This is a genomic window from Bariatricus sp. HCP28S3_F11, from assembly GCF_052065395.1.
Lineage (GTDB): Bacteria > Bacillota > Clostridia > Lachnospirales > Lachnospiraceae > Allocoprococcus.
Genome location: NZ_JBQHUC010000005.1, coordinates 51,790 through 75,021 on the forward strand (window position 1 = coordinate 51,790; position 23,232 = coordinate 75,021).

The 23,232-nt window shown below is 43.9% G+C and carries 19 protein-coding genes; 5 read left to right on the plus strand and 14 right to left on the minus strand.

All coding sequences use genetic code 11. From position 1 onward, the window contains the following. Positions 1–8: 8 nt before the first annotated feature. Genes ACTNBR_RS03870 through ACTNBR_RS03880 form a run of 3 tightly spaced genes read right to left on the minus strand, consistent with a single transcriptional unit; the run spans position 9 to position 4,730 of the window. Positions 9–830 (minus strand): carbohydrate ABC transporter permease, encoded by an 822-nt coding sequence (locus ACTNBR_RS03870; RefSeq protein WP_441016077.1) that lies wholly within the window; start codon positions 828–830, stop codon positions 9–11. Further along, on the minus strand, positions 830–1,702 hold the full coding sequence (locus ACTNBR_RS03875) for a carbohydrate ABC transporter permease (protein ID WP_441016080.1): 873 nt from the start codon (positions 1,700–1,702) through the stop codon (positions 830–832). Before ACTNBR_RS03875 ends, ACTNBR_RS03870 begins: the two co-directional genes overlap by 1 nt. Then, positions 1,695–4,730, minus strand: coding sequence for a glycoside hydrolase family 2 TIM barrel-domain containing protein (locus ACTNBR_RS03880; RefSeq protein WP_441016083.1), 3,036 nt, complete (start codon positions 4,728–4,730; stop codon positions 1,695–1,697). Before ACTNBR_RS03880 ends, ACTNBR_RS03875 begins: the two co-directional genes overlap by 8 nt. Before the next feature lie 344 nt (positions 4,731–5,074). On the opposite strand from ACTNBR_RS03880, the gene ACTNBR_RS03885 reads away from it, so the two are divergent. Beyond that, on the plus strand, positions 5,075–5,692 hold the full coding sequence (locus ACTNBR_RS03885; RefSeq protein WP_441016086.1) for a DUF624 domain-containing protein: 618 nt from the start codon (positions 5,075–5,077) through the stop codon (positions 5,690–5,692). Positions 5,693–5,750: 58 nt separating this feature from the next. Here ACTNBR_RS03885 and ACTNBR_RS03890 read toward each other — a convergent pair whose 3' ends face one another. The 5 genes from ACTNBR_RS03890 to ACTNBR_RS03910 all read right to left on the minus strand — a co-directional run bounded on the left by ACTNBR_RS03890 (position 5,751) and on the right by ACTNBR_RS03910 (position 10,752). Further along, positions 5,751–6,260, minus strand: coding sequence for a COG2426 family protein (locus ACTNBR_RS03890; RefSeq protein WP_441016089.1), 510 nt, complete (start codon positions 6,258–6,260; stop codon positions 5,751–5,753). A 10-nt stretch (positions 6,261–6,270) separates the two neighbouring features. Then, positions 6,271–7,335, minus strand: coding sequence for a histidinol-phosphate transaminase (hisC, locus tag ACTNBR_RS03895; protein WP_441016186.1), 1,065 nt, complete (start codon positions 7,333–7,335; stop codon positions 6,271–6,273). Beyond that, entirely contained in the window at positions 7,335–8,264 is a 930-nt protein-coding gene (locus ACTNBR_RS03900; RefSeq protein WP_427819713.1) for a DUF2156 domain-containing protein, read from the minus strand. Before ACTNBR_RS03900 ends, hisC begins: the two co-directional genes overlap by 1 nt. A gap of 120 nt (positions 8,265–8,384) precedes the next feature. Further along, entirely contained in the window at positions 8,385–8,951 is a 567-nt protein-coding gene (locus ACTNBR_RS03905; protein ID WP_427805633.1) for a tRNA (mnm(5)s(2)U34)-methyltransferase, read from the minus strand. Between the two features lie 64 nt (positions 8,952–9,015). Next, complete coding sequence (locus ACTNBR_RS03910; RefSeq protein ID WP_427805632.1) at positions 9,016–10,752, minus strand: ABC transporter ATP-binding protein; 1,737 nt, start codon at positions 10,750–10,752, stop codon at positions 9,016–9,018. A 244-nt stretch (positions 10,753–10,996) separates the two neighbouring features. Here ACTNBR_RS03910 and ACTNBR_RS03915 point away from each other — a divergent pair, with 244 nt between their 5' ends. The 4 genes from ACTNBR_RS03915 to ACTNBR_RS03930 are packed head-to-tail and all read left to right on the plus strand — an operon-like array spanning position 10,997 to position 12,611. Further along, positions 10,997–11,215 carry a spore coat associated protein CotJA gene (locus tag ACTNBR_RS03915; RefSeq protein ID WP_427805681.1) on the plus strand — a complete coding sequence of 73 codons (219 nt, stop codon included), beginning with the start codon at positions 10,997–10,999 and terminating at the stop codon, positions 11,213–11,215. A gap of 5 nt (positions 11,216–11,220) precedes the next feature. Next, the gene (locus ACTNBR_RS03920; RefSeq protein WP_427805680.1) at positions 11,221–11,493 is read left to right on the plus strand and encodes a spore coat protein CotJB; all 273 of its coding nucleotides are present in this window, start codon (positions 11,221–11,223) and stop codon (positions 11,491–11,493) included. 3 nt (positions 11,494–11,496) lie between these two features. Further along, positions 11,497–12,120, plus strand: a complete 624-nt coding sequence (locus ACTNBR_RS03925) for a manganese catalase family protein (protein WP_441016091.1) — start codon at positions 11,497–11,499, stop codon at positions 12,118–12,120. Beyond that, positions 12,117–12,611 carry a superoxide dismutase family protein gene (locus ACTNBR_RS03930; RefSeq protein WP_441016094.1) on the plus strand — a complete coding sequence of 165 codons (495 nt, stop codon included), beginning with the start codon at positions 12,117–12,119 and terminating at the stop codon, positions 12,609–12,611. Before ACTNBR_RS03925 ends, ACTNBR_RS03930 begins: the two co-directional genes overlap by 4 nt. A gap of 77 nt (positions 12,612–12,688) precedes the next feature. Here the strand turns inward: ACTNBR_RS03930 and ACTNBR_RS03935 are convergent, their stop codons facing one another. The 6 genes from ACTNBR_RS03935 to ACTNBR_RS03960 form a co-directional block, all read right to left on the minus strand. After that, complete coding sequence (locus tag ACTNBR_RS03935; protein WP_441016097.1) at positions 12,689–13,951, minus strand: S1C family serine protease; 1,263 nt, start codon at positions 13,949–13,951, stop codon at positions 12,689–12,691. A 147-nt stretch (positions 13,952–14,098) separates the two neighbouring features. After that, positions 14,099–15,634 (minus strand): LTA synthase family protein, encoded by a 1,536-nt coding sequence (locus ACTNBR_RS03940; RefSeq protein WP_441016100.1) that lies wholly within the window; start codon positions 15,632–15,634, stop codon positions 14,099–14,101. 78 nt (positions 15,635–15,712) lie between these two features. After that, positions 15,713–17,539 carry a glutamine--fructose-6-phosphate transaminase (isomerizing) gene (gene glmS / locus ACTNBR_RS03945; RefSeq protein WP_441016103.1) on the minus strand — a complete coding sequence of 609 codons (1,827 nt, stop codon included), beginning with the start codon at positions 17,537–17,539 and terminating at the stop codon, positions 15,713–15,715. Between the two features lie 126 nt (positions 17,540–17,665). Beyond that, positions 17,666–19,132: a hypothetical protein gene (locus ACTNBR_RS03950; RefSeq protein WP_441016106.1), complete on the minus strand. Its 1,467-nt coding sequence runs from the start codon at positions 19,130–19,132 to the stop codon at positions 17,666–17,668. An 83-nt stretch (positions 19,133–19,215) separates the two neighbouring features. Beyond that, a complete protein-coding gene (locus ACTNBR_RS03955; protein ID WP_441016109.1) occupies positions 19,216–21,234 on the minus strand; it encodes a C39 family peptidase in 2,019 nt (672 codons plus the stop codon). A 21-nt stretch (positions 21,235–21,255) separates the two neighbouring features. Next, positions 21,256–23,223, minus strand: coding sequence for an NlpC/P60 family protein (locus ACTNBR_RS03960; protein WP_441016112.1), 1,968 nt, complete (start codon positions 23,221–23,223; stop codon positions 21,256–21,258). Positions 23,224–23,232: the final 9 nt, after the last annotated feature.

Here is a 23,232-nt window from a genome sequence, read left to right on the forward strand (position 1 = left end):
CCTCCTTACTATTCTTTTACTGCTCCACCCATAACTCCCGCAACAAACTGCTTCTGGAATACCAGGAAAATAATCAGGATTGGCAGGGTGGCTACAGCTGTAGCAAGCATAATAACCGCATAGTTCTTATTTGTCGGATTTCCATCCAGCATGGCCAACGCAATCGGAAGCGTGTATTTTTCTTCACTTCCCAAAATAATGAGTGGCCACATAAAGTTGTTCCACATACTTGTAAACATATAAATCACCAGAGCTCCCAAAGCCGGTTTAATATTTGGTAAAACGATCCGGAAGAATATTCCGATTTCACCGACTCCGTCGATCCGCCCTGCTTCCATAAGTGCTGTTGGGAAATTCAGCATATTCTGACGCATCAGGAAAATACCGAAAGCATTTGCCAGAAGCGGAAGTATAACTGCCCAATGGCTATCCGTCATATTGATCTTAATCATCATCTCGAATAACGGTACATACATAACCAGCGAAGGAATCATCATAGATCCCATTACGAATCCAAAAATAATACCTTTTCCTTTAAAATCAAATTTTGCCAGTGCATAACCTGCCATTGAGAAAAGGAGCAGCGCCAGAACCGTATACACAACTGATACAAAAAGTGTATTCCAGATACTAGTCAAAAGATCGATCTTCCCGCTCAGAATCGCAAAGTTCTCTGCAAGCTCAGTTCCCGGTGTCAGTTTAGGCGGTACAGACAGAATCTGATTGTTTGTGTTTGTTCCCGATACAAACATGAAATAAAACGGGAACAGGGAAAGGAATGCACCAATTGCCAAAACGATATATCCGATTGCTCTACCTACCGATTTCATTAGCCTTCCTCCTTTGTAGCTTTAAACTGGAATACTGACAGCAATCCTATGATAATCGTCATCACATAACCAATCGCTGACGCATATCCGAATTTTAAGTATCGGAAACCATTGTTGTACAAATACATTCCCATCGTGATTGTTGCATTATTCGGGCCGCCCTCTGTCAGAATAAAAGGTTCATCAAACAATTGCAATGTACCGATCGTAGATGTAATCGTGCAAAATAAAATAATCTGTTTGATCATCGGAATTGTAATATAGAACAATTTATCCCAAAACGTCGCTCCGTCAATATCCGCCGCTTCCATTAATTCGTTCGGAATAGACTGAATACCTGCAAGAAGAATAATCATATTGTATCCCAGCCATCTCCATGTAATGGAAATGATGATTGCAAATCTTGCCGGCCATTCTCCATAAAACCAGTCAATTCCCTTTCCGCCAAACAGTTCAATCACATAGTTGATCAGACCATGATCTCCGTTCAGAAGCACTTTGAATACCAACGCATAGGCAACCAACGCTGTAACGGACGGAAGAAAAATCGTTGTTCTGAAAAATGCTTTTCCCCGAATAAACTTCTGTTCAATTGCCACCGCAATCAACAGTGCCCCACCGATCATAACCGGAACCTGAACGATAAGGAAAATCACAGTGTTAAATAAACTCTTATAAAATGTTTCATCTTTAAAGAGTGCTATGTAATTTTTTACCCCTACAAAAACGTAGGATCCCGATACCAACTCGAAAAAACTAAGATATAATGATCGAAGGATTGGATATACCATGAAAATTGTAAATATCACCACGATCGGTGCAATCATTATATATGGTACGGTTTTTCGGTTAACCAACGGTTTTTTATTCATGGATCATCACCTTAACTTTCTTGGTCTCTTCAATAATCGATTCATTATCAACACCTACAAAGATCAGTTTCATAGAATAATCATTCAACCTTGTCTTATTTGCATACGTCTGTTCTTCACCACATGCATTGCTTCCCACTCCGGAATGCTTTGCGTCAATATGAACGATCACGGCATCACAACGTTTGATTTCTCCTACATGTTTTGCTTCCTCCAGCGCATCAATCGTATAGTCATGGACGTCCATTCCCACCTCATTTTTCGCACATACCAGAAGACTCTTTTTGTCATCTCCCACTGCAAACCACTTCACATTTTCACGATGTCCGTTTTCCTGCGGCATTGCGTATTCCACATGCATATCATCCACATTTTTGTGATATACCCCCATGAAAGAGGCCGACTTCATATCACTGTAATTCTCATCCGGTCCTAGACCGTACCATGTAACTTGTCTCATTTCACAAGGTATTTTCATTTCAACGCCGATGCGAGGAATGAATTCCGGTACGAAAGGACTGTATTTAAATCCTTTCATCTTCAGAGCAAGTTCCATTTTTCCATCTGGATAGATCCGGTAACGGTAATGTCCTTTAAAGCCAAAAGCCATACTAAGCGGCGAAAAATGTGTATGTATCTTTACTTCCACATATGATCCGCAATTACAAATTTCAAACTCTTCCATCTGCTCTTGTTGTTTGTTCAGGAAATACTTTTTATACCAGTCTTCAACTTTATACATGTCATTGTCAATTGTTGCACGTCGGAGATTCATAGACGGTCCTTCCATGATCCAGGTTCTTCCATCCATCTTATAGGTAAGAAGACGGCCATTTACCTTATCAAACACAACATTCACATGTCTTCCTGTAACCTCAGCCCGAACCTGCGTCTCTTCTATCAGGAGCCTTTCTTCAGTACATGCATCAATGATTCTTTCTCCGCTTTGATATACCGGAAGATGGAACTGGGCTTTCGCCACTTCATCCCCTTCTTCTCCATAAAGCGTTTCCTGATTATAGACAAATGAAAGATTCAGATAATAATCTGTTTCGGGATAAACCTTTTCCAGTTTCCACGGAATTTCAAACTCCTCCGCTTCCTGAGCTGCCACTTTCAGGCTTTCAATAACTCCTGTCTGAAGTATTTCGTCATCATATACAATCTCGTACTTCATAGACAAATGCTCCAACGATCTGAAATAATACAGATTCGATATCCGGATTCTCCCTTTTTCAAGATCAACTGCTTCTGCCTTGACCGGTGCGATCACCTGCTTGTAGTGAATCAATCCAGTAGAAGGTACTCTGTCCGGTCTTAGCAGACCATCCATACAGAAATTTGAATTATTCGGCTCATCTCCAAAATCACCACCATAATAATAAGTTGTATTTCCTTCCGAGTCCTTTTGTTCAATTCCGTGATCATACCATTCCCAGATAAAACCGCCCTGCAGTCTCTTGTATTTGTGGAACAATTCCTGATACTCCTCCAGATTTCCCGGCCCATTGCCCATCGCATGACCATACTCGCACAAAATATGTGGTTTACCGTGACAATCATTATTCTCACCGATTCTCTTCATACCATCCAACCTGGTATACATTGTAGAGTACACATCTGTGATATCCGCATCATAATCGCTCTCATAATGGATCAGACGAGAACTATCCAGCGCACGGATCGCTTCTGCAGAAGCATTGAAATTCGAACCAACTGATGATTCATTTCCCAGCGACCACATAATGATACATGGATGATTCCGATGCTCCTTCACCATTCGAGTGCTGCGGTCACAGTATGCCTCTTTCCAACTCGGCGTATCGTTCAGCCACTGGTATTTCTGAATCCATTCAAATCCATGTGTTTCGAGATCTGCTTCATCGATCACGTAGAACCCATAACGGTCACAAAGCTCATAGAAATAAGGCATTTTCGGATAATGGGAGCATCGAATCGCATTGATGTTATACTGCTTCATCATCCGTAAATCCTGCTCCACAACTGCCGGTTCTACCGTCGCGCCCCCTATTGGACTAAAATCATGCAGATTGACTCCATTCAGAAGAATCGGCTGACCGTTTACCGTGAAATTTTCACCATTCACTTCTACACGCCGGAAACCTGTCATTAAAGTTACCTCATCGACCGTTTCCCCCTGTCTCATCAGTGTTAATGATAAGGTATAGAGCTCCGGCAATTCTGCACTCCATGGTTTTACCTCTCCGATAAAATCATTTTCCATGGCAATGCCATTCTCAACTGCGATCTCTCCTGAAGCCACTTGATTTCCTTCTGCATCCCAAAGCCCCCATGAAGCCTTATCGGCAGACGCAGACGCTTGAATCTTCTGACGCAGAATTCCGACATGATATGAGTCATCCAACGTCGCTTCCACCTGATAATCCAGCACCGAACACTCCGGCTCATTTCTCAGGGACACGCTGCGGAATATTCCGCTGTACCACCACATATCCTGACATTCCAGGTAAGTTCCGTCAGACCACTGGTATACTCGCACCGTGATCTGATTTTCCCCCGGATGAATCAGGTCTGTGATGTCAAACTCAGACGCAAGACGGCTGACCTTGCTGTATCCGGCATGCTTGCCATTGATCCAGACATCAAATGCACTGCTGACGCCTTCAAAACGAAGAATGTCTCTGCCCTCATGCCATGTTTCCGGAATAAAAACCGTTTTCCGGTAAATTCCTGTCGGATTTTCCGAGGGAACAAACGGCGGATTTATCGGGAACAAATACCACACATCTGTATAATGCAGATATCCGTATCCCTTTAACTGCCAGCAGGATGGAACTTCTATATTATCCCATGCCGCATCCGGAAACCCGAACTCAAAGAAGCCTTCGGGAGAGTATTCCGGTGCTTTCAAATACAGGAATTTCCAGTCTCCGTCCAGAGAGATTCGCGGGGAAATCTGTTCACTTCTATGAAAATCAGTATGGCTTTCCCGCCTTCCGATTTGCAGAAGTTCTTCATCTTCCCAACGTTTCTTTTTCCTTGACACTTCACTTTCCTCCTATCTTAATGATGGTTTAAGATTATCATTTTACTAGTTAAATGTCAATATTTTACTAGTATACTTTTCACTTCAATTGTGCAAAACGTGAATTTGCACTACTAATATAAATAATTTTTGTACATTTATTACATGTTTTGTTCCTTGTTAATACTATAACAATAATATTTTAACAATCTTTTCCTTAGTAAAATTAATTCTATTTTTTACTATACTATATTGATATTTTTACTATTTTGTTCTATAATAATTTTAGGAATCAGCCACTGCCCTGCATTTGCGGCATTCGTACAAGATCTGCTTCCTAAATAAAAGAAAAAGCAGGTGTTCATATGAATCAGGAAAATAAAATTTTAGAGTTGCTTTCAAGAATTGTCGATTTATTATTACTTAATCTTCTATTTATCATAACCTCCATCCCAATATTTACTATAGGAGCCTCTCTCTGTGCACTATATTCTGTAAATCTGAAGATGACCCGCAAGGAAGAATCCTATGTGATAAAAGATTTCTTTCGCTCTTTCCGGCAAAACTTCCGGCAGGCAACCCCATCATTCTTTGCCTTTGCAGCAGCGTTTTCTCTTCTCGGCATGAACTTATGGATATCAACTCAGACTGGTGGAACATTTTCAGCTGTCCTCCGAACAGTAGCGGGGATTTTTCTTCTGGCTGTATATATCTGCTTTCTATATTATTTCCCGATACTGGCACGATTCCAGTTTACGTGTAGACAGGTAATGATGCATATTCCACACATGATACTCACCTGGCCAGGCTACTTTTTCACTTTGATTCTCCTGAATATTCCTATTTTTTTCTTTGCATTCTATTCCTTATATACTGCTGCAGCATTATTCATAATCACTTGCATTATCGGTGCTTCAGCATTTACGTATGTTGAATCACTCTTATTCCGCAAAATATTTGAAAAATACGAACGCAAAAGCTAAAAACGGCGTGACAAAAGTCACGCCGTTCTCTCTTCCGAATCCATTATTCTATTCTTCCTTACCCAAATATTCCGCCAATCACCACATAGGACAGAAAATACATGATCACAGTCGCCATGCACACTCCGATCACCACAGCCAGAAATGCTTTCTTCCAGTCGATTCCCAAAAGCGAAGCAATCAGAGATCCCGTCCACGCTCCGGTTCCCGGAAGCGGAATTCCCACAAAGAGCACCAGTCCCCAGAATTCATACTTTTCGATCTGACTGCTTTTACTCATCGCTTTTGCTTCCAGCTTCTCGACCAACGGCCGAAACAGTTTTGTCCGGCGCAGCCACGCAAAGATTGGCCTGATGAGCAGCAGAATGAACGGTATCGGAATCAGGTTTCCGATAATACAGATTGGAATCGCCCTCCAGGTCGGGATATCCAGGAATGCCGGTCCCGCTGCCAGAAGACCACCCCTGAGTTCCAGAATCGGCACCATGGAAATAATAAATACAATCAGTTCCTTTGCCGCCTTGCCCCCCAGCTTCGTCACAAACCACTGTACTAAAGATTCTACCATATATTCTCTCCTAACACTTCTTCATATATTTTTTCAGGAAAGCGAATAATGCCTCCATCTCTTCCCTTGTTCCTATCGTTACACGCAGATACTGTTCAATCCTTTCGCTTCCCCAGTAACGCACATAAATATCATTTGCCTTGAGCGCCTCAAAAAGTTCCTTTGCATCATAATCCGGATGAGAAACAAAAATAAAGTTTGCAGCCGGCTCCGGGAACACGAATCCCAATTTACGAAACTCCTCTGCCGCCCATGTTCTTGTCGCCACGATTTTCTGTATCGTCTCCTCAAAATACACTTTGTCCCGGACTGCCTCCACACCATATACAAGCGATGTTTTATTCATCGTATAGGAATTGAAGGAGTACTTTGCATCGTTCAGATATTTGATCAAAAGCGGACTTCCGATGGCATATCCAATTCGCATCCCCGCCATGGAGCGCGCCTTGGAAAATGTCTGTACAATGAGCAGATTCTCATATTTGTCCAACAGCTTCAGCGCGGACTCCCCTGCAAAATCAATATATGCTTCATCCACGATCACAATGACATCCTGATTGTGTTTGAGGATATCTTCCACAAAATCCAGATTCTCGTAGAGCGAGGTCGGCGCATTCGGATTCGGGAAGATCACACCGCCGTTCTCTTCGTAATAATCTTCTTTCACAATCCGGAACTCTTCATCGAGCGGCTTGCATTCATAAGGAATGCGGTACAGATCCGCCCACACTTTATAGAAAGAATATGTAATATCCGGGAAAAAGATCGGTTTCTCCGAATTAAAAAATGTCAGAAAACACATGGCAAGTACATCATCCGATCCGACTCCCACAAAAACCTGATCTTTTCCCACATGATAATAATCAGCCAGTGCGCTTACCAAGAGATCCGCTGTCGGATCCGGGTAAAGGCGAAGCGTCTCCATATTCTGTTCCAGTTCCTTCATCGCCGCAAGCACTCCCGGTGCCGGCGGATACGGATTCTCATTGGTATTTAATTTAATCACCTTTCTCTGCGGCTGCTCACCGGGTACATAAGGTTCTACTTTTCTGATATTTTTTTCAAATGCTTTCATCATTCATGCCTTTCTGTATTTTGTTCGTTCGCAAGTGTCACATATCCTTTTTCTACCAGAAAGACCGGCTTATAAGAAAGCTTTGCCTTTCTGAGTCCCTCAAGACCGACATCATCTTCCCTGTTGACATATCGATATTTCCCCAACAGCTCGTGCTCCACAAACTGCTGATTGATCATCGTGTACGAACCTTCCACTTCTGCATATGCCTTCTCGATATGAACAACAAACGTATCATCATTCACTGCTTCTCCGATCGTAAAAGCAACGATCTCACCGTCCACTCTTAATACTCCGCCTGTCAGGCCAAGTTCTTCAAACAACCTGAGGGAGTTGAGCGTCACGCACATCTCTGCATTCTTCTCTTCATCTTCTTCACAGCCATTCTCATTTCGCCATCTGAGAGCCATCTGGAAACACTCCTCCAGATTTTTTCCGGACAGTGTCTCATAACTCCAGTTGCCCGCATGGACTTGACGGAATTTATTGATATGATTCCTCTTACTGTGAAGCTTCTTTCCGGAAAGAGTCGCCAGTTTTTCCGTCTCATAGACGTAATCCGCTTCGTCCCGGTTGTATTCACATACAAATTCTTTCGGGAACCACATTTCCAGCTTTTCCATATGTTCTTTTGTAATACCGTAAAGACAGAATCTTTCTCCATCCTCTTTTGCCTGGTTTACCAGCTCCGGTATCACATTTCTCACATCTTCATCCTCGCCTGCCGGAAAAGCGAATCCATACCCCGCACTGTTGTCCCTGAACAAAAGGGTGCGCTTATACTCTGCAAACTCCACATTATAATGTTTTGCCCACAAAAACACATTTGCAAACGTCCGGTCACAACTTCTGCTCGGATACTGACGAAAATACCAGGAAATCAACTCCTGATCCCTTAATTCCGGTCTTCTGAATTCTGCTTCTATCATAAAATCACTTCAAATACTCCTTTTTTTTCAATAACTCCGTACCAGTATAACACAAAATCTGTCTTTTTTTGACATGAAATTGCAATTTAAAATAAATAAAACCGTTACTGTATCGTTTATCTATTTTAGCCGGATCACAAATACCGGCAGAGGCGGATCATTTTTCCGGTTATAATAACTGTTCACAAGTACGAGCCACTTTTTCGAATCCAGTTCTTTCAAATACGAAAGCAGCGCTTCCTTTTCCTCATACCCGGTGTCTCCCCCGCTGTAAATACAGAGGCTCATCACACCGCCTTTTTTCAAAAGCCCAAGTCCCTGCTCCACTGCGATCAGACTGGTCTCCGGTCTCGTTGCCACCTTGTGATCTCCTCCTGGAAGATACCCGAAATTAAACACCACCGCAGAGGCCTCTTCCTGAACATACTTCGCCATGTTCTCGTGACCATCCAGTATCAGACTCGCACGCGCGGTCAATCCGGCGTTCTCAAGACGCAGCCGGGTCTGGCGGATAGCCTCTTCCTGCACGTCGAATGCATAGACCTTTCCGCCTTCCCCGACCATCCGGCATAAAAACTCGGTATCATTCCCATTTCCCGCTGTCGCATCGATACAACAGTCATTTTCCCTCACATATTCTTCCAGAAAATGATGGCAATATTCTGTAATCTGAAATCTGCCCGGCATCGTTTCACCTTCTCTTATCCTGTCAGCCTTGTTCTGACATATTTTCTGTCATAGTTTTCCCATGTTAACTCTGAAAATGCATATGATACAAGGATTCATATACACCCTTCTTTGCCAGAAGTTCCTCATGCGTTCCCTGTTCTGCGATTCCGTTCTCCGTAAGCACCAGAATCCTCTGGGCATTGCGGATCGTCGTAAGTCTGTGCGCGATCACAAACGTGGTCCGGTTCTTCGCAAGCTCTTCGAGGGATTGCTGAACCACTTTCTCACTCTCATTATCCAGTGCCGATGTCGCCTCATCGAAGATCAGAATCGGCGGGTTCTTTAAGAAAACTCTGGCGATGGATAATCTCTGCTTCTGCCCTCCGGAAAGCTTCACTCCCCGCTGTCCGATATCCGTATCATATCCGTCCGGGAATGCCATGATAAATTCATGCGCATTTGCACGCTTCGCCGCAAGTATGACCTCTGCGTCCGTCGCCCCCGGTTTTCCATAACGGATATTGTCCATGATCGTACCCGCAAACAGGTAGACATCCTGCTGAACAATACCGATATTATTTCTCAGATTGGCAAGCTTCATATCTCGAACGTCCATACCATCAATCTGAATAGCTCCCTCCGACACTTCATAGAATCGTGGAATCAGACTGCAAAGTGTTGTCTTACCCACACCGGAAGGGCCGACAAGCGCCATATACTCTCCGGCATGCACCTTCAGATTAATATGGTTCAGCACCTTCTCCTTATTATCCTCATAATGGAACGAAACATTCTTGAATTCGATGTCGCCCTGCAAATTCCCCACCTCGACTGCGTCCGGCTTATCTGTAATATCCGGCGCGATTGAAAGGATCTCCAGAAAACGCTCAAACCCGGTATATCCATTCTGGAACTGTTCCGCTGAATTCACCAGCTTCTTCACCGGCTCCGTAAAATTACTGATATAGAGAAGAAACGTAATCAGATCCGTCACCTCTACCGTACCGGTCGTCAGGAAGCTTCCTCCTGCCACCAGAACACCGACCGTCACCAGTGTCGTCATCGCATTCAGACCGGAATGGTAAATCCCCATATACTTGTAGCTTGTCCGCTTTGATTCCACAAATCGGTCATTTCCCACATTGAATTTTTTCAACTCTTCGCCTTCATTTGCGAACGATTTTACCACACGGATTCCCGACAGACTGTCCTCGATCTGACTGTTGATATCCGCAATCCTCGCCCTGTTCTGAGAAAATGCCCGCTTCATTTTCTTATTATAATGTACAGCAAACACCACCATAAACGGAAGAAACGCAAACGCAACCAGTGTCAGCTTCGCATTGATTTGCAGCAGGATTACAAAAGAACCTACGATCTTGATCACCGAAATCAGCACATCCTCAGGCCCATGATGCAAAAGCTCACTGATATCAAACAGATCACTCGTAATTCTCGAAAGCAGATGTCCCACTTTCTGATTATCATAAAACGCAAATGTCAGCTTCTGATAATGACCAAAAATATCACTTCTCATATCTGCTTCCATCCGGGCCCCCATCATATGTCCCAGGAATGCTATATAATAATTGCAGCCATACTCGATCAGCACCAGAATCACCAGGAAAATCCCCAGCCGCAGAATCGCACTATTTGCTTCATTCGGGCTGAAATATACAACCTCACTTGTAATGTATCGCACGATGAGCGGAATTGCGAGCGTTACCATGGCCCCTACTACCGCAAAAAACAAATCACTGAACAGCAAAAATTTGTACGGTCCATAGTAGGCTAATAACTTTTTTATTTTTTCCCACATAGTTCAAAACCCCCATTTCACAGACTCTTTCCAAATTATACTACACCTTCGGAAGGCTTTCAATCGTTTATGATCATGTTTGTTTTTATTAATCCTGATGGGGAACCCTTTTCCCCCGGCTTCCATACTATAATATTGTAAATACTATGGAAGGAGCTTACTACTCATGCAGAATTATCGGAATGATACAAACGATTATATGAGGCGTGGGAACTGCGGTCACGGCTATCGAATGAACAATGGCATGGCTCCGGGATCTGCACCTTCTCCGTATTCCGGAAACAGAAATATGAATTCCTGCTGCGACCGGGATGACGCACTGGAAGGAATGCCACTCGCGATGGCTTATGTTCCGTGGCAGAACTGGAGAAAAATCTATGAACCTGAGAAAGCATTCTGCCGTGGTACGATTTTCGAAGAACTGGATAAACCATTTCATGGAACAGGAGGATGCCAGTCATGAATGAAATGAATCAGGGAAAACCTTGCCGCCGGGAACTGCTTTGCACGATCAACCAGGCGAGCTTTATGGTGGATGATGTCAAATTATATCTGGACACCCACCCATGTGACAACGCCGCACTGCAGTTATTTCACGAATACAGTAAAATGCGGAATCAGGCATTGAAAGAATACGCGAAATATTATGGTCCGCTTACCATCGATACAACGGTTGCTTCGTGCACCGACAGATGGAACTGGATCCATGAGCCATGGCCATGGCAGGAAGGATGGTGTTAGAGTATGTGGAATTATGAAAAACGTTTACAGTATCCGGTCAAAATCAGCCAGACCAATCCGAAAATAGCTCAGGTTATCATTAGTCAATTTGGCGGCCCGGACGGGGAGCTTGCTGCTTCAATGCGATATCTCTCCCAACGATATACCATGCCTTACAAAGAAGTGACCGGTATATTGACAGATATCGGTACAGAGGAACTGGCTCATATGGAGATCGTCAGCGCAATCGTCTACCAGCTCACCAGAGACCTTTCCCTTGATGAAATAAAGGCCTCCGGCTTCGACAAATATTTTGTAGACCACACCCTCGCTCTCTGGCCCCAGTCAGCCGGAGGTACACCATGGACTGCAACATATTTTCAATCGAAAGGGGATCCGATCACAGATCTTCATGAAGATATGGCAGCAGAGCAAAAAGCCCGCACAACATACGACAACATTCTCCGCCTTGTGAAAGATCCGGAAGTATGCGATCCGATCCGTTTTCTCCGGAAAAGAGAAATTGTTCATTACCAAAGATTCGGCGAAAGTCTGCGAATCGTTCAGGAGAATCTGGATAGCCGAAACTTCTATGCCATCAACCCGGAATTCGACAAGAAAGAAATGTGCGGGTGCAAGCAGAAATGAACCAGGTCCTGAATGATACAATCCGGATCCTTCTGTCCCAGAAACCGGATGCACAGGCAGAAGTTCGCGGCAGCAAAGAATTCTCCGATATTATGGGCGAAGTGATGTTTTATCCTCTCTGGCGCGGAACCCTTGTCGTTGCAAGTATCTCCGGTCTTCCCCAAAGTGCTGAGCATTGCAGGGGCGGCTTTTATGGATTCCACATTCATTCCGGAAACCGCTGTACAGGAAATCAGGAAGATCCTTTTGCTGATACAGGCATGCACTGGAACACAACGCATTGTGATCATCCGGGGCATTCGGGTGATTTTCCTGTGCTGATGGGGAATGACGGTTATGCAATGGAAGCCTTCTATACCGATCGCTTCTATCCGGAAGAAGTCATTGGGAAAACGGTGATCATTCATGAAATGCCGGATGATTACAGGGCACAGCCATCCGGGAACAGTGGACGCAAAATCGCATGTGGGCAGATTATAAGCGGAAAATGAAGAAGAATGAGTATGAAAAAAGCGGACTACAATAATCCGCTTTTTTCATGTACAATTCTAAATCAATATAGGAGGTCTTACGATGCTTTACCCAGTTTTACAGTAACTTCCTGCTCCGTGTATTCACCATTTTTTTCCGGAACCTGAACCTTCACTGAAACTTTCTCACCTACTTTATAATATTCCAACAAGCCTTTCAGAGTTTCCATATCGTCAACAGAACTTCCGTCAAACTCTGTGATGATCATGCCTTTTGTCAGACCTGCGTCTTTTGCACCGCCGCCATCAATGACTTCCGCAATGAAAACGCCGGTCGGCATATTATACATCTGTGCGCCTTCTTCTGTTACATCATATCCCTTAATACCCAGATATCCACGTTCTGCTTCGCTGACTTTGCTTCTCGTTTCTTTATTCATCAAATTCTCGATAATATCGGTTGTATCGGAAATCGGAATCGCAAATCCCATTCCTTCGACTTCAGATGCATTGATCTTTGCAGAGTTAATACCAATCACTTCTCCATTGATGTTCAGCAGTGCTCCGCCGCTGTTTCCGGGGTTGATTGCTGCATCTGTCTGAATATAGGTTCCGTCATAACCGGAAATCGTACGTTCCGTTGCACTGACAATTCCCATTGTAACAGACTGTCCATAGCCAAGTGCATTTCCGATTGCAATGGCAGGTTCTCCGACCTTGATGCCATCCGAATCACAAAGCGTTGCAAGCTTGATCGCATCCATCGTCTCATCCGGAATCTTCTCCAGTGGAACTGCAACAACTGCCAAATCTCTTGCAGAATCTGTTCCTTTGATCAGCGCCTCCACACTCGTCTCATCAACAAATGTAACTGTAAGTGTCTCGCTTCCCTCTACTACATGATTGTTCGTCACGATCAGCAGCTCTGTATCATTCTGACTGATGATGATGCCGGAACCCGCGCTCTTGCTTTCCTGTTGCCGGATGCCTCCGAAGAAATCCTGTACCTGCTGAACACTCATATTGGTAATCGAAACGATCGATGGGAGCGTTGCATCCACAATATCGGATACATCGGAAGAAACCGCGGTCTTCGAGGTCGTAAGCTGGGTATTGGCAACCGTCTTCGTACTTTTTGTCTCTTCTTTCGTGCTCGTCGTTCCCAAAAGTTTACCCGTTATATAGTTCGTTCCCTGGAAGGTCAGTCCCCCGATCACGCCAAACATAACCGCAAATCCCGCAGCCGCTATTGCCTTTTTCGGAAATTTCTTCTTCGGCTTCGGTGCCTTTCTGCTTTCCTGAAATGATCTGTCTGTATTATTATCGTCATCTGGTCTATAATAATTGTACTGGTTTTCCATAACCAAAATCCCCTTTCCTTATCTTTATGACTTAGAGTTTAATCGATAATTGTGATAAAAGTGTGATAAAACAATAAAAAAATGTTGAAAAGGCGGGAAGAATCCCGCCCTTTTCCCGAAGCATCACAAACCTGTATTCTGCAGGTTCTATTCTGCCGGTTGTTCATAATCAATGTCGTTGATCAGCATATCATAAAAATAAGATTTTTGACGAAGATAATCGTTCACTTCATCATATCCATATTTTTCTTCCAAAGTTTCCTCTGAAGAGAATAAATTCGTACCAAGTGCCAGTCTGTCGCCTTCTATCTGCGCTCCCAGAGCTGCCAGCGTAGTCGGGAACATGTCCAAAGTACAGCTTTTTCTCAAATGCGTCTGCTCATAAGAAGTATTTAGTCCTTCCGGAAGGTTAATAAATGCATTATAAACAGTCCTTTGATAATCCTCATCCAGACCTTCGCAGAAATTCTTATCCATCGTTGGATGATCCCCACAAAGTATGATCGTCGTATTCTCATAGAAATCCTGCTGCTGTATCCATTCAATAAATGCTGCAATCTGTCTACTTGAGCATGCCATAACATTCGCGTACTGGTCATCTCCGAATTCATCCTGACACAAATCACAGACATATCCGTCTTCAAAATGTGTGTCTACTGTAAGAAGTGTAAGATTGAATGGTTCTGATCCTGAACTCAGCTCTGTCAGTTTTTCCCTGGCATATGTAAAGAGCTTCTCGTCCTCATATCCCCACCATCTGTAATAATCTTCCGGAATTCTTCCTTCTTCGACAGCGGTATAATAGTCCCAGATCTCACAATTTCCATGGCTGTTAAAATAAGCTTTTCGTCCGCCGAATGTCACATCCGATCCGATCATAAAACACTGCCTGTATCCTTGTTCTGCAAGAATATCCTCCAAATTACACACTCTTGACGAAAAAAACATCTGCTCTCCCAATGTCTGGTTCATGTCATCCGTTCCGACACTGTTCTTGATCGGCAGTCCGGATGTCTGTCCGAAGAGTCCTCCCATTGTCCATCCGGTCCCCGGGACTGCAACTGGTCCTCCCAGTTTATCTGTATTGGAAAATGAAACATAATTCGTTGCAATCTCTGTCAATTCGGGGATACAGTTAAAATCAAGCCCTCCCCCGACATCCTTGGAAGCATAAGTAGCTTCCATCGATTCAAGGAAAATATAGACCAGATTTCTTTTCTCTTCCGGGAACGTGATCTCCACATTTCTGGGGTCAACATAATGTTCCTCAATGAATTTGTCATCTTCTTTCTGACTGAGAAGATAATTTCCCACCTCAAGCTCTGAATACAGATTGTACGCAGCCTTAACACCGCTTCCGGCAGAGAGACAGGTAATACACAAAAATCCGAGCCCCAGTTTCCATTTACTGTGCTTCATACCGGCCGCATATACGATCATAAAGAGCACGACCAGTATAACAAGCGGAAGACAGGTATTGATTCCATCCCAGACAATATCCGTATTTGTTCCTTCAATCGGTACCGTCAGATGAAATATAATCTCATCGATCGTTAACAGCCCCCAGGTATCCAGAACCCATCCCGCAAGATTATATACTGTCACACATGTTGCAGAAATCACAATCATACCCAAACAGCATAACGCAAAAAATGCATTGCCAATCTTTTTACTCGCTTTCATACTTTTTCCTTCATTTCTTAATTTTTCTTTAATATTGAAGCATGAATTGTCGAAAAAAGCAAGTAATTTATATTTATTTTATTCAACTGTAACTGATTTTGCCAGATTTCTCGGTTTATCCACATCGCATCCTCTTCCGATTGAAACATAATATCCAAATAACTGGAGCGGGATGATCGCCAACGAATTGGTAAAATACTTATTTGTCTTCGGAATATAGATCACATAATCAGCAGCTTTTTCCACTTCCGTATTACCGGTATTGGTCACTGCCATGACAAATGCGCCCCTTGTCTTTACTTCAACCATATTGCTGATCATTTTCTTATACAGTTCCGGCTGAGTCAGGACTGCAGATACCAGTGTTCCCTCTTCGATCAGTGAAATGGTTCCGTGTTTCAATTCACCGGCAGCATACGCCTCCGAATGAATGTAGGAAATCTCTTTCAATTTCAATGAACCTTCTAATGAGATTGCATAATCGATTCCTCGTCCGATAAAGAAAATATCCCTTGCAGCGAGGTATCTGTTTGCAAATTTCTGTATCTTCTGCTTATTATTCAGAAGCATCTCGACCTGTTCCGGAAGTCTCCGCAGATCTTCCAGCATTGCAGCCAGTTCTGTATCTCCAAGTTTCCCGCGGACATGGGCAAATTTCATTGCAAGCAAATACTGTGCAATCAGCTGTGCTGAATATGCCTTCGTCGTCGCAACCGCAATTTCCGGTCCTGCCCATGTGTACATGACATTGTCCGCTTCTCTGGCGATGGAACTTCCCACAACATTAACAATACCAAGTACGCGCGCTCCTCTTTTCTTTGCCTCACGAAGTGCCGCAAGGGAATCTGCCGTTTCTCCGGACTGACTGATAACAATGACCATGGTACCTTCTTCAATAATCGGATCCCGGTAACGGAATTCTGAAGCGAGATCCACTTCAACCGGAATTCTTGCAAGTCCCTCAAAAATATATTTACTGGTGACACCAGTGTGGTACGCCGATCCACATGCCACGATCATGATCTTTTTGATTCCACGAATCTCTTCATCTGTCATTCCAAGCTCGTCGATCACGATTTTTCCTTCTTTTACTCTCGGCGAAAATGTATCAGTAATGGCTTTTGGCTGCTCATACATTTCTTTCAGCATAAAATGTTCATAACCGCCTTTTTCTGCGGCGTTGACATCCCAGTCAATATGTGTGGATTCCTTCTCGAGAGGTTCCTCATCCACGGTAAAAAACTCCATAGAATCTTTCGTCATCCGCACGATTTCTTCATTTTCAATAAAGAATACGTCTCTGGTGTATTTCAAGACTGCCGGGACATCCGAAGCAATGATATTTCCGTCTTCCGTGTGTCCGACGATCAGCGGACTGTCTTTTCTTACCGCGTATAATTCATCCGGATGATCTCTGAAAATGATACCCAGTGCATAAGATCCTTCCATTCGATGCATGATCTTTGTAACGGCCTGAAGCGGATTACCTGTATAATAATAATCCAGCAGATGAGCGATCACTTCCGTATCTGTATCCGAGATAAACTGATATCCTTTTGCCTCCAGCTTCTTTTTCAGCTTCAGATAGTTCTCAATGATGCCATTATGAACCACTACAATACTCTCATCTTTATTAAAATGCGGATGTGCATTGATGTCAGACGGTTCCCCGTGTGTAGCCCACCGAGTATGTCCGATTCCAAGTGTTCCCGGCATCATACTTCCATCATGAGTCATCTCACTTAAAACCTTAAGTCGCCCCTTGGACTTCACCACTTCAATTTCTGTTCCATTATATACAGCAATACCGGCCGAGTCATATCCTCTGTACTCCAGTTTTGACAATCCATCAAGCAAAATAGGTGCCGCCTGGCTCTCTCCGATATATCCCACTATTCCACACATAATTAAGTCCTCCCTTTTCTTTGCACAAAAGTGTATTTTTTTTGCACTTTTCCATGTATTGTAACAAACTTGTAACATTTTGTAAATAGAAAAAGGGATATTGTTTCCAATATCCCTTTTCCCAAGTTATTCTAAATCAATAAAATCCATCTCAAATGTGTCATCTCTTGTTGACTTGGCGGAAGTGGCCTCATACGAATCTTCATCATAATCATCGTAATCATAATCATCGTCCGCGTAATCATCATCATAATAATATTCGTCCAGATTACTGTTTGGCTGCGGAGCCGCTGACATGAAGTCTTCTCTCAGCTCTGCAAGATCGTCGTCTGCCTCTTCATCATCGTAATAATAGGCATCATCGTCTTCATCGTAAAAGTCATCGAAATCATCTTCGTCTTCTTCTGCCGGCTTTTTGAACTGATTCTTCTTTGGCTGAACTTTCGGATTATCCTCTTCCACATCGATACCATACTCATCGTACAGTTCATCAAGTTCCACATTTCTGTTGCGAAGCTTTACAGCCGTTACAATCAAAAGGATGAACATAATAAAGATCAGGCATCCGACACCAACCAGCACCCAGATCAAATAATCCGATATCACACCAAGTACCTTATCCAGTTTGCTTTCTTCCTTCGGCGCAACCGTTGTACCGGTCTTCGGGGTTTCCATTCTCTGATAGGTGTGTTCTAAAGTATCATAAAGATAAAGTGACTTATCCCCGTCGTTATTAACTGCATAAAGAATCAGAAATCCATCTCTGTCAGGTTCCACCCATGCAGGGAAGCTGACACCGTTGATATCGAGTGAAGCCTCCACATATTTCTCAGGCATTTTCACTTCATTCGTTCCGTCCAGGATCACGATAGAATATGTATCTGAAATCATGATTTCTTCGAACGGATAGAAGGAACTGTCTTCTGTATTATACAGCCAGAATTTACCGGACTGATCACTGTCGATCAGGTAAGCTGCCGTCAGACCACTGTTTGCCTGAACAGCTCCTTTAAATGTCTCACCTTCGTAATCGAATTCACCTGCAGCAAATCCTGTAGGAATCTCGCTTTCATTAAACGCTTCTGACAGCGTATATTCTGCGCCATTGACTGTAACGCTTTTCGTGTTTCCGACCGGAAGGATCTTACCTGGATCCCCTTCACCGATTACTACGTCTGCAAATCCGGTCTCGCAATCCACCGTTTCACCATTCTGGTTCGTTACGGAAGTACTTCCCTGCTCCACTCTCGTATTTCCTTCCAGAAGTGCCTGAAACTGCATATTATATTCCAGACGGTCACTGCTGCCGTCTCCCGATCCGCTGAAAACCAGTTTTCCACTTTCGCTCTCACTGACCCCATCTCCTTCTATAAAACGAAGGTAAGTCGTGTCATACGTCATCTCCACTCTTGCATCACCGATCGTATCATTCCTTGCTACCACGGTACCTGTAATGGTAAGCGTATCCCCTACCTTCGTTTCCAGATCCGTGAAAAATACAATTCCGTCTGCCGCCATCGATATTGTTGCAAAACATGGCACCAGCAGACTTACTGTTAATAACATTGTCGCAATTCGCTTTAGTATCTTCATGTGCATTCCTCTTTCTAATTTTCTGTTTGCATACTTACTAAATATTATACATTTTTTACTGTTCAATGTCTAGATGATTATTTCTATTCTATAATAACTGCATTTTTGCCCATGTTTTTATATGCTTTTTCAAAATCTGACATAGAGTATTCCACGGTTCCCCGTATTGGATCATTGACTTTAACAGTTCCCCGGTTCAGATCATATCCGGTCAACACCATGCAATGTGCTCTTCTCGGCCAGTACACTGCTTTTCCGTTAACAGTCCCGGCCTGAAACCATTCTCCGGTACTCCCCATATCCAGCGTAACCCATACGATCACCGGCTTTCCTAATGCAACATATTTGTAAATCTCCGTAGGCGTGCTGTCGCTAATATTTTTTGCACATTTTGGTGAAATTCCCTTGCTTTTAAAATATTTATCCGCCGTTTTTACAATCACAGTCGCCCAGCATCCGTAACCCGCATTTTCTCCGGCCGGATTTCCCATATATGCTTCATACGGATCCGTCGAATGTATAGGCCCTCTTGGCAGATAAATGTTACACATTTCAGAATTGGGAATCTCATATCCCAGATAACGCATAACCATATTCAGCGATATTGCCTCACATCCGTTCGGAAAATCAGGATACTGTTTGAGCAACGGTACGCCACTGATATTCTTATTTCTCGGATAAACGACATAATATCCCGAATTCTCTCCGGGAGCTGCATTTTCTTTAACAACCAGCATAATCTGTAATGCTTCTATCCTGAGACTGCTCTCTGTCGTCCCTGCAATCTGGCCGTTTTTCGCCCATCCAAGCCATCCCAGAGATTGAACATGGGTCCGATAGTAAATATCGTAATACTTTGAAGCATCCCCTTTAATCCGAATCTTAACGGCTTCCATCCTTTTTGATTCTCCGGTCGTTCCGGCCAACTGGCCATTTTCTTTCCACGGCTGCCATCCGATATTCTGAACATGAGCCTGATATTCCACAACACCTTCCAATCCATTCGACGTATCCAATGTGATGGATAATGCTTCCAGTCTTTTGGAACTGCCTACCGTTCCCAGCGTCTCACCACTTGTGGCTGCTTTTGTGGTTCCGATTCCCTGAACGTGCCCGGAGTATTTCATATCGCTAGATGAATATCCTTTGACGAATCCCCTTTCGGATATGTCCTGCTCGTTTTCAATTTTCTCCAGTCCAATCGAAATTGCTTCAATTCGTTTCGACATTCGCTCTGTACCAGAATAATCCCCACCTTTTACCAGACCAAACCATCCAAAAGTTGCACTATGGGATTTATAATACACTTCGTATTCAGATGCGATATCTCCGGTAAGACGTATCTGAATTGCTTCAATCTGGAGTTTCTCTCCGGTCGTACCAGCCAGTTCTCCATCCCTCTTCCAATCCTGCCAGCCTATGTTTCTTACATGTACCCGATATTCAACATGTGACTCTTCTTTCACTTCGGTCTCCGGATTCTCTGTCAATGTGTCCTCTTCCTCAGGCAATTCATCTTCTGTCTGTTCCGGCCCTTCTTCTTCGACCAGTTTTATTCTAACTGCTTCTACTCTTAAGGACTCTCCCGTAGTGCCTGCCACTTCATAATCCGATACCCAGTCCATCCAGCCTTTCTTCTGGATATGAACCTGATACATGATCTGCGGCATCTTCTCTGGAAGTTCAGTCTCTCCTTCTGGATTGTTTTCCGCCTCCAGATCATTTTCCTCCTCCGGGCTGTTTCCTTCCTCAGGCGTTTCCGCTTCTAACGGGCTATCTGTCTGTTCATTTTCAGAGGCATCTTCTTCATCCTGTTCTCCCGATTCATTTTCAACGTTTTCTATATCTTCTGCTTGATCCGCACCCTCATTTTCCGCTCCACTCCAGTCTTCCGGATCTTCGGCTGACTCAGTCTCGTCAACATTTCCGGGAACTTCTTCCAGTTCGTCTTCTTCCATCTCATGGTCCATATCATCCTGCATGGATGTCAGAGTGTAAGCTTCATCTGAGGATGCAGCAGATGCCACAATCGGGGCTTCTATATTTCCCAGCAACATACATGCACATATGACACCTGCTATCATTCTGTTTCTTTTTTTCATTACTTAGATCCGATATTGCTTTTACACAAACGGACGCGCAACCCCCTTTATGATAGAACGATGAGAATTCTTGATTGGCCAAACAACGACTTTATCAGGCCATGACTCAATCACCTGATCGTTTCCAAGATAAATTGCTACATGTATGATCGTCCCTGATGAATTTGCATAAAAGATCAGATCTCCGCGCTTCCTTTCACTATAGGAGACATGCTTCATAGGAAGATTCCATAAATTTCTTGATTCATATTCGTAACCTGGCTGTGAATGTCTGATTGGGCTCACAGGATCCGGATCGATGCCGGCTGAATATAATGCCTGCATAACCAATCCGCTGCAGTCAGCTCCCGTTCCCGGTTTTCCGGATGCACCGATAATATACTCCGTATCCAAATAAGAATATGCCGTATCGATCATCGCTTCAATACAGTCTGAACGTGTACTGGACGGGTTTGTTTTCAGAGGACTGGTGTAAGCGCCCAGATTGTACCAGTCATCTTCTGACAGTCCCATTTTCCTCCAGGTAGTCAGGTCTACAACTCCATTTGCGGTAAGTCCGTTGTTCTTCTGGAACGTCTTTACTGCAGAAATCGTAGTTGAATCCATAATCGCCCGACGGACACCCAGTCCCAGCTTTCTCTGTACATAAGCAACCTTAAGTCCCATATAATTCTCAGACAGATTGTATCCTCCGCCAGTCAATACCTTCTGCTTATGCTTAATCTGCAGATACTGTGACGGATTCTGATATACATATGTATTTCGGAAAGCAGCCTTAGAGCTCTGGTATGCACTCTGATCTTTACATTTCGGAACAAGAACGATCTGGAATGCTTCCATTCGCTGGGAAATAGATTCACTTCCCGCTTTTTCTCCGTTTTTAGCCCATCCCATCCATCCAAAATTCTGGATATGAGCCCGATAATATACATTATAGAATTTTGCCGCTTCACCGGTAAGCTTTATCTGGATCGCTTCGATTCGCAGCGACTCGCCTTCCGTCCCTGCAAATTCTCCGTTTTTCTTCCACTCCTGCCAGCCCACGTTCTGGACATGGGCACTGTACATGATATCACCTTTCAGTGCATTCAGTGCGGTGGTATCCAGATTCACACAAAATCCTTCAACGCGCAGGCTTTGTCCTGTCGTACCCTGCGTTTGGCCGCTTGTCACTGCTTCCAGATTACCCAGTCTCTGGACATGGGCTGCATAGGTCAGATCTTCGGGAGAAAATTCTTTTACAAATCCTCTGCCCGATGCATCCGGCGCATCTTCCGAATTCTTCTCCACTAACCGGATCACCATAGCTTCCATTCTTGCGCCCAATCCTTGTGAACCGGCACTTGCTCCGTTTGCGACATAATCCAGATCGCCAATATTGGAAACATGTGTAGAGTAGATAATATCATACTTTTCAGCGAGTTCTCCCGTCAGTCTGATTTCCATCGCCTCTGCACGAAGGGATTCTCCGATCGTACCTGCAACTTCTCCACCGTTGACCCAGTCCTGCCAGCCAATACTCTGTACATGCGCACGATACTGAATCTGACTGTTCCATTCTTCTGTTCCGAGATCGATTTTAAATGCTTCCAGCCGCAGGGATTCTCCCGTAGTTCCTGCCTGTTCTCCTGAATTCTTCCAGTCCTGCCAGCCAATCTTCTGCACATGTGCCTGATAAAGGAGCTCAACTTTTTCGTCCGGCTCTTCACCCGGTTCTTCTTCGTCCGGTGTTTCAGACGATTCCTCTTCATCTGATGTGTCAGAAGGCTCCTCGGATGGTTCTTCTTCCGTCTGCTCTTCAGATGGACCCTCTTCTGCATCTTCTTCTGTCATCTCTTCAGACGGATCCTCAATCGGTTCCTCTGCCGTATCTTCCAGATCAGCAGCTCCTGTTTCAGCAATATACGGTTCATTCTCCTGAGCAACTGCCGTTAAAGGAGCACAAGATAAACAGATTGCCAATGATACCGCTAAAATCCTTTTATACATAATTTTCCC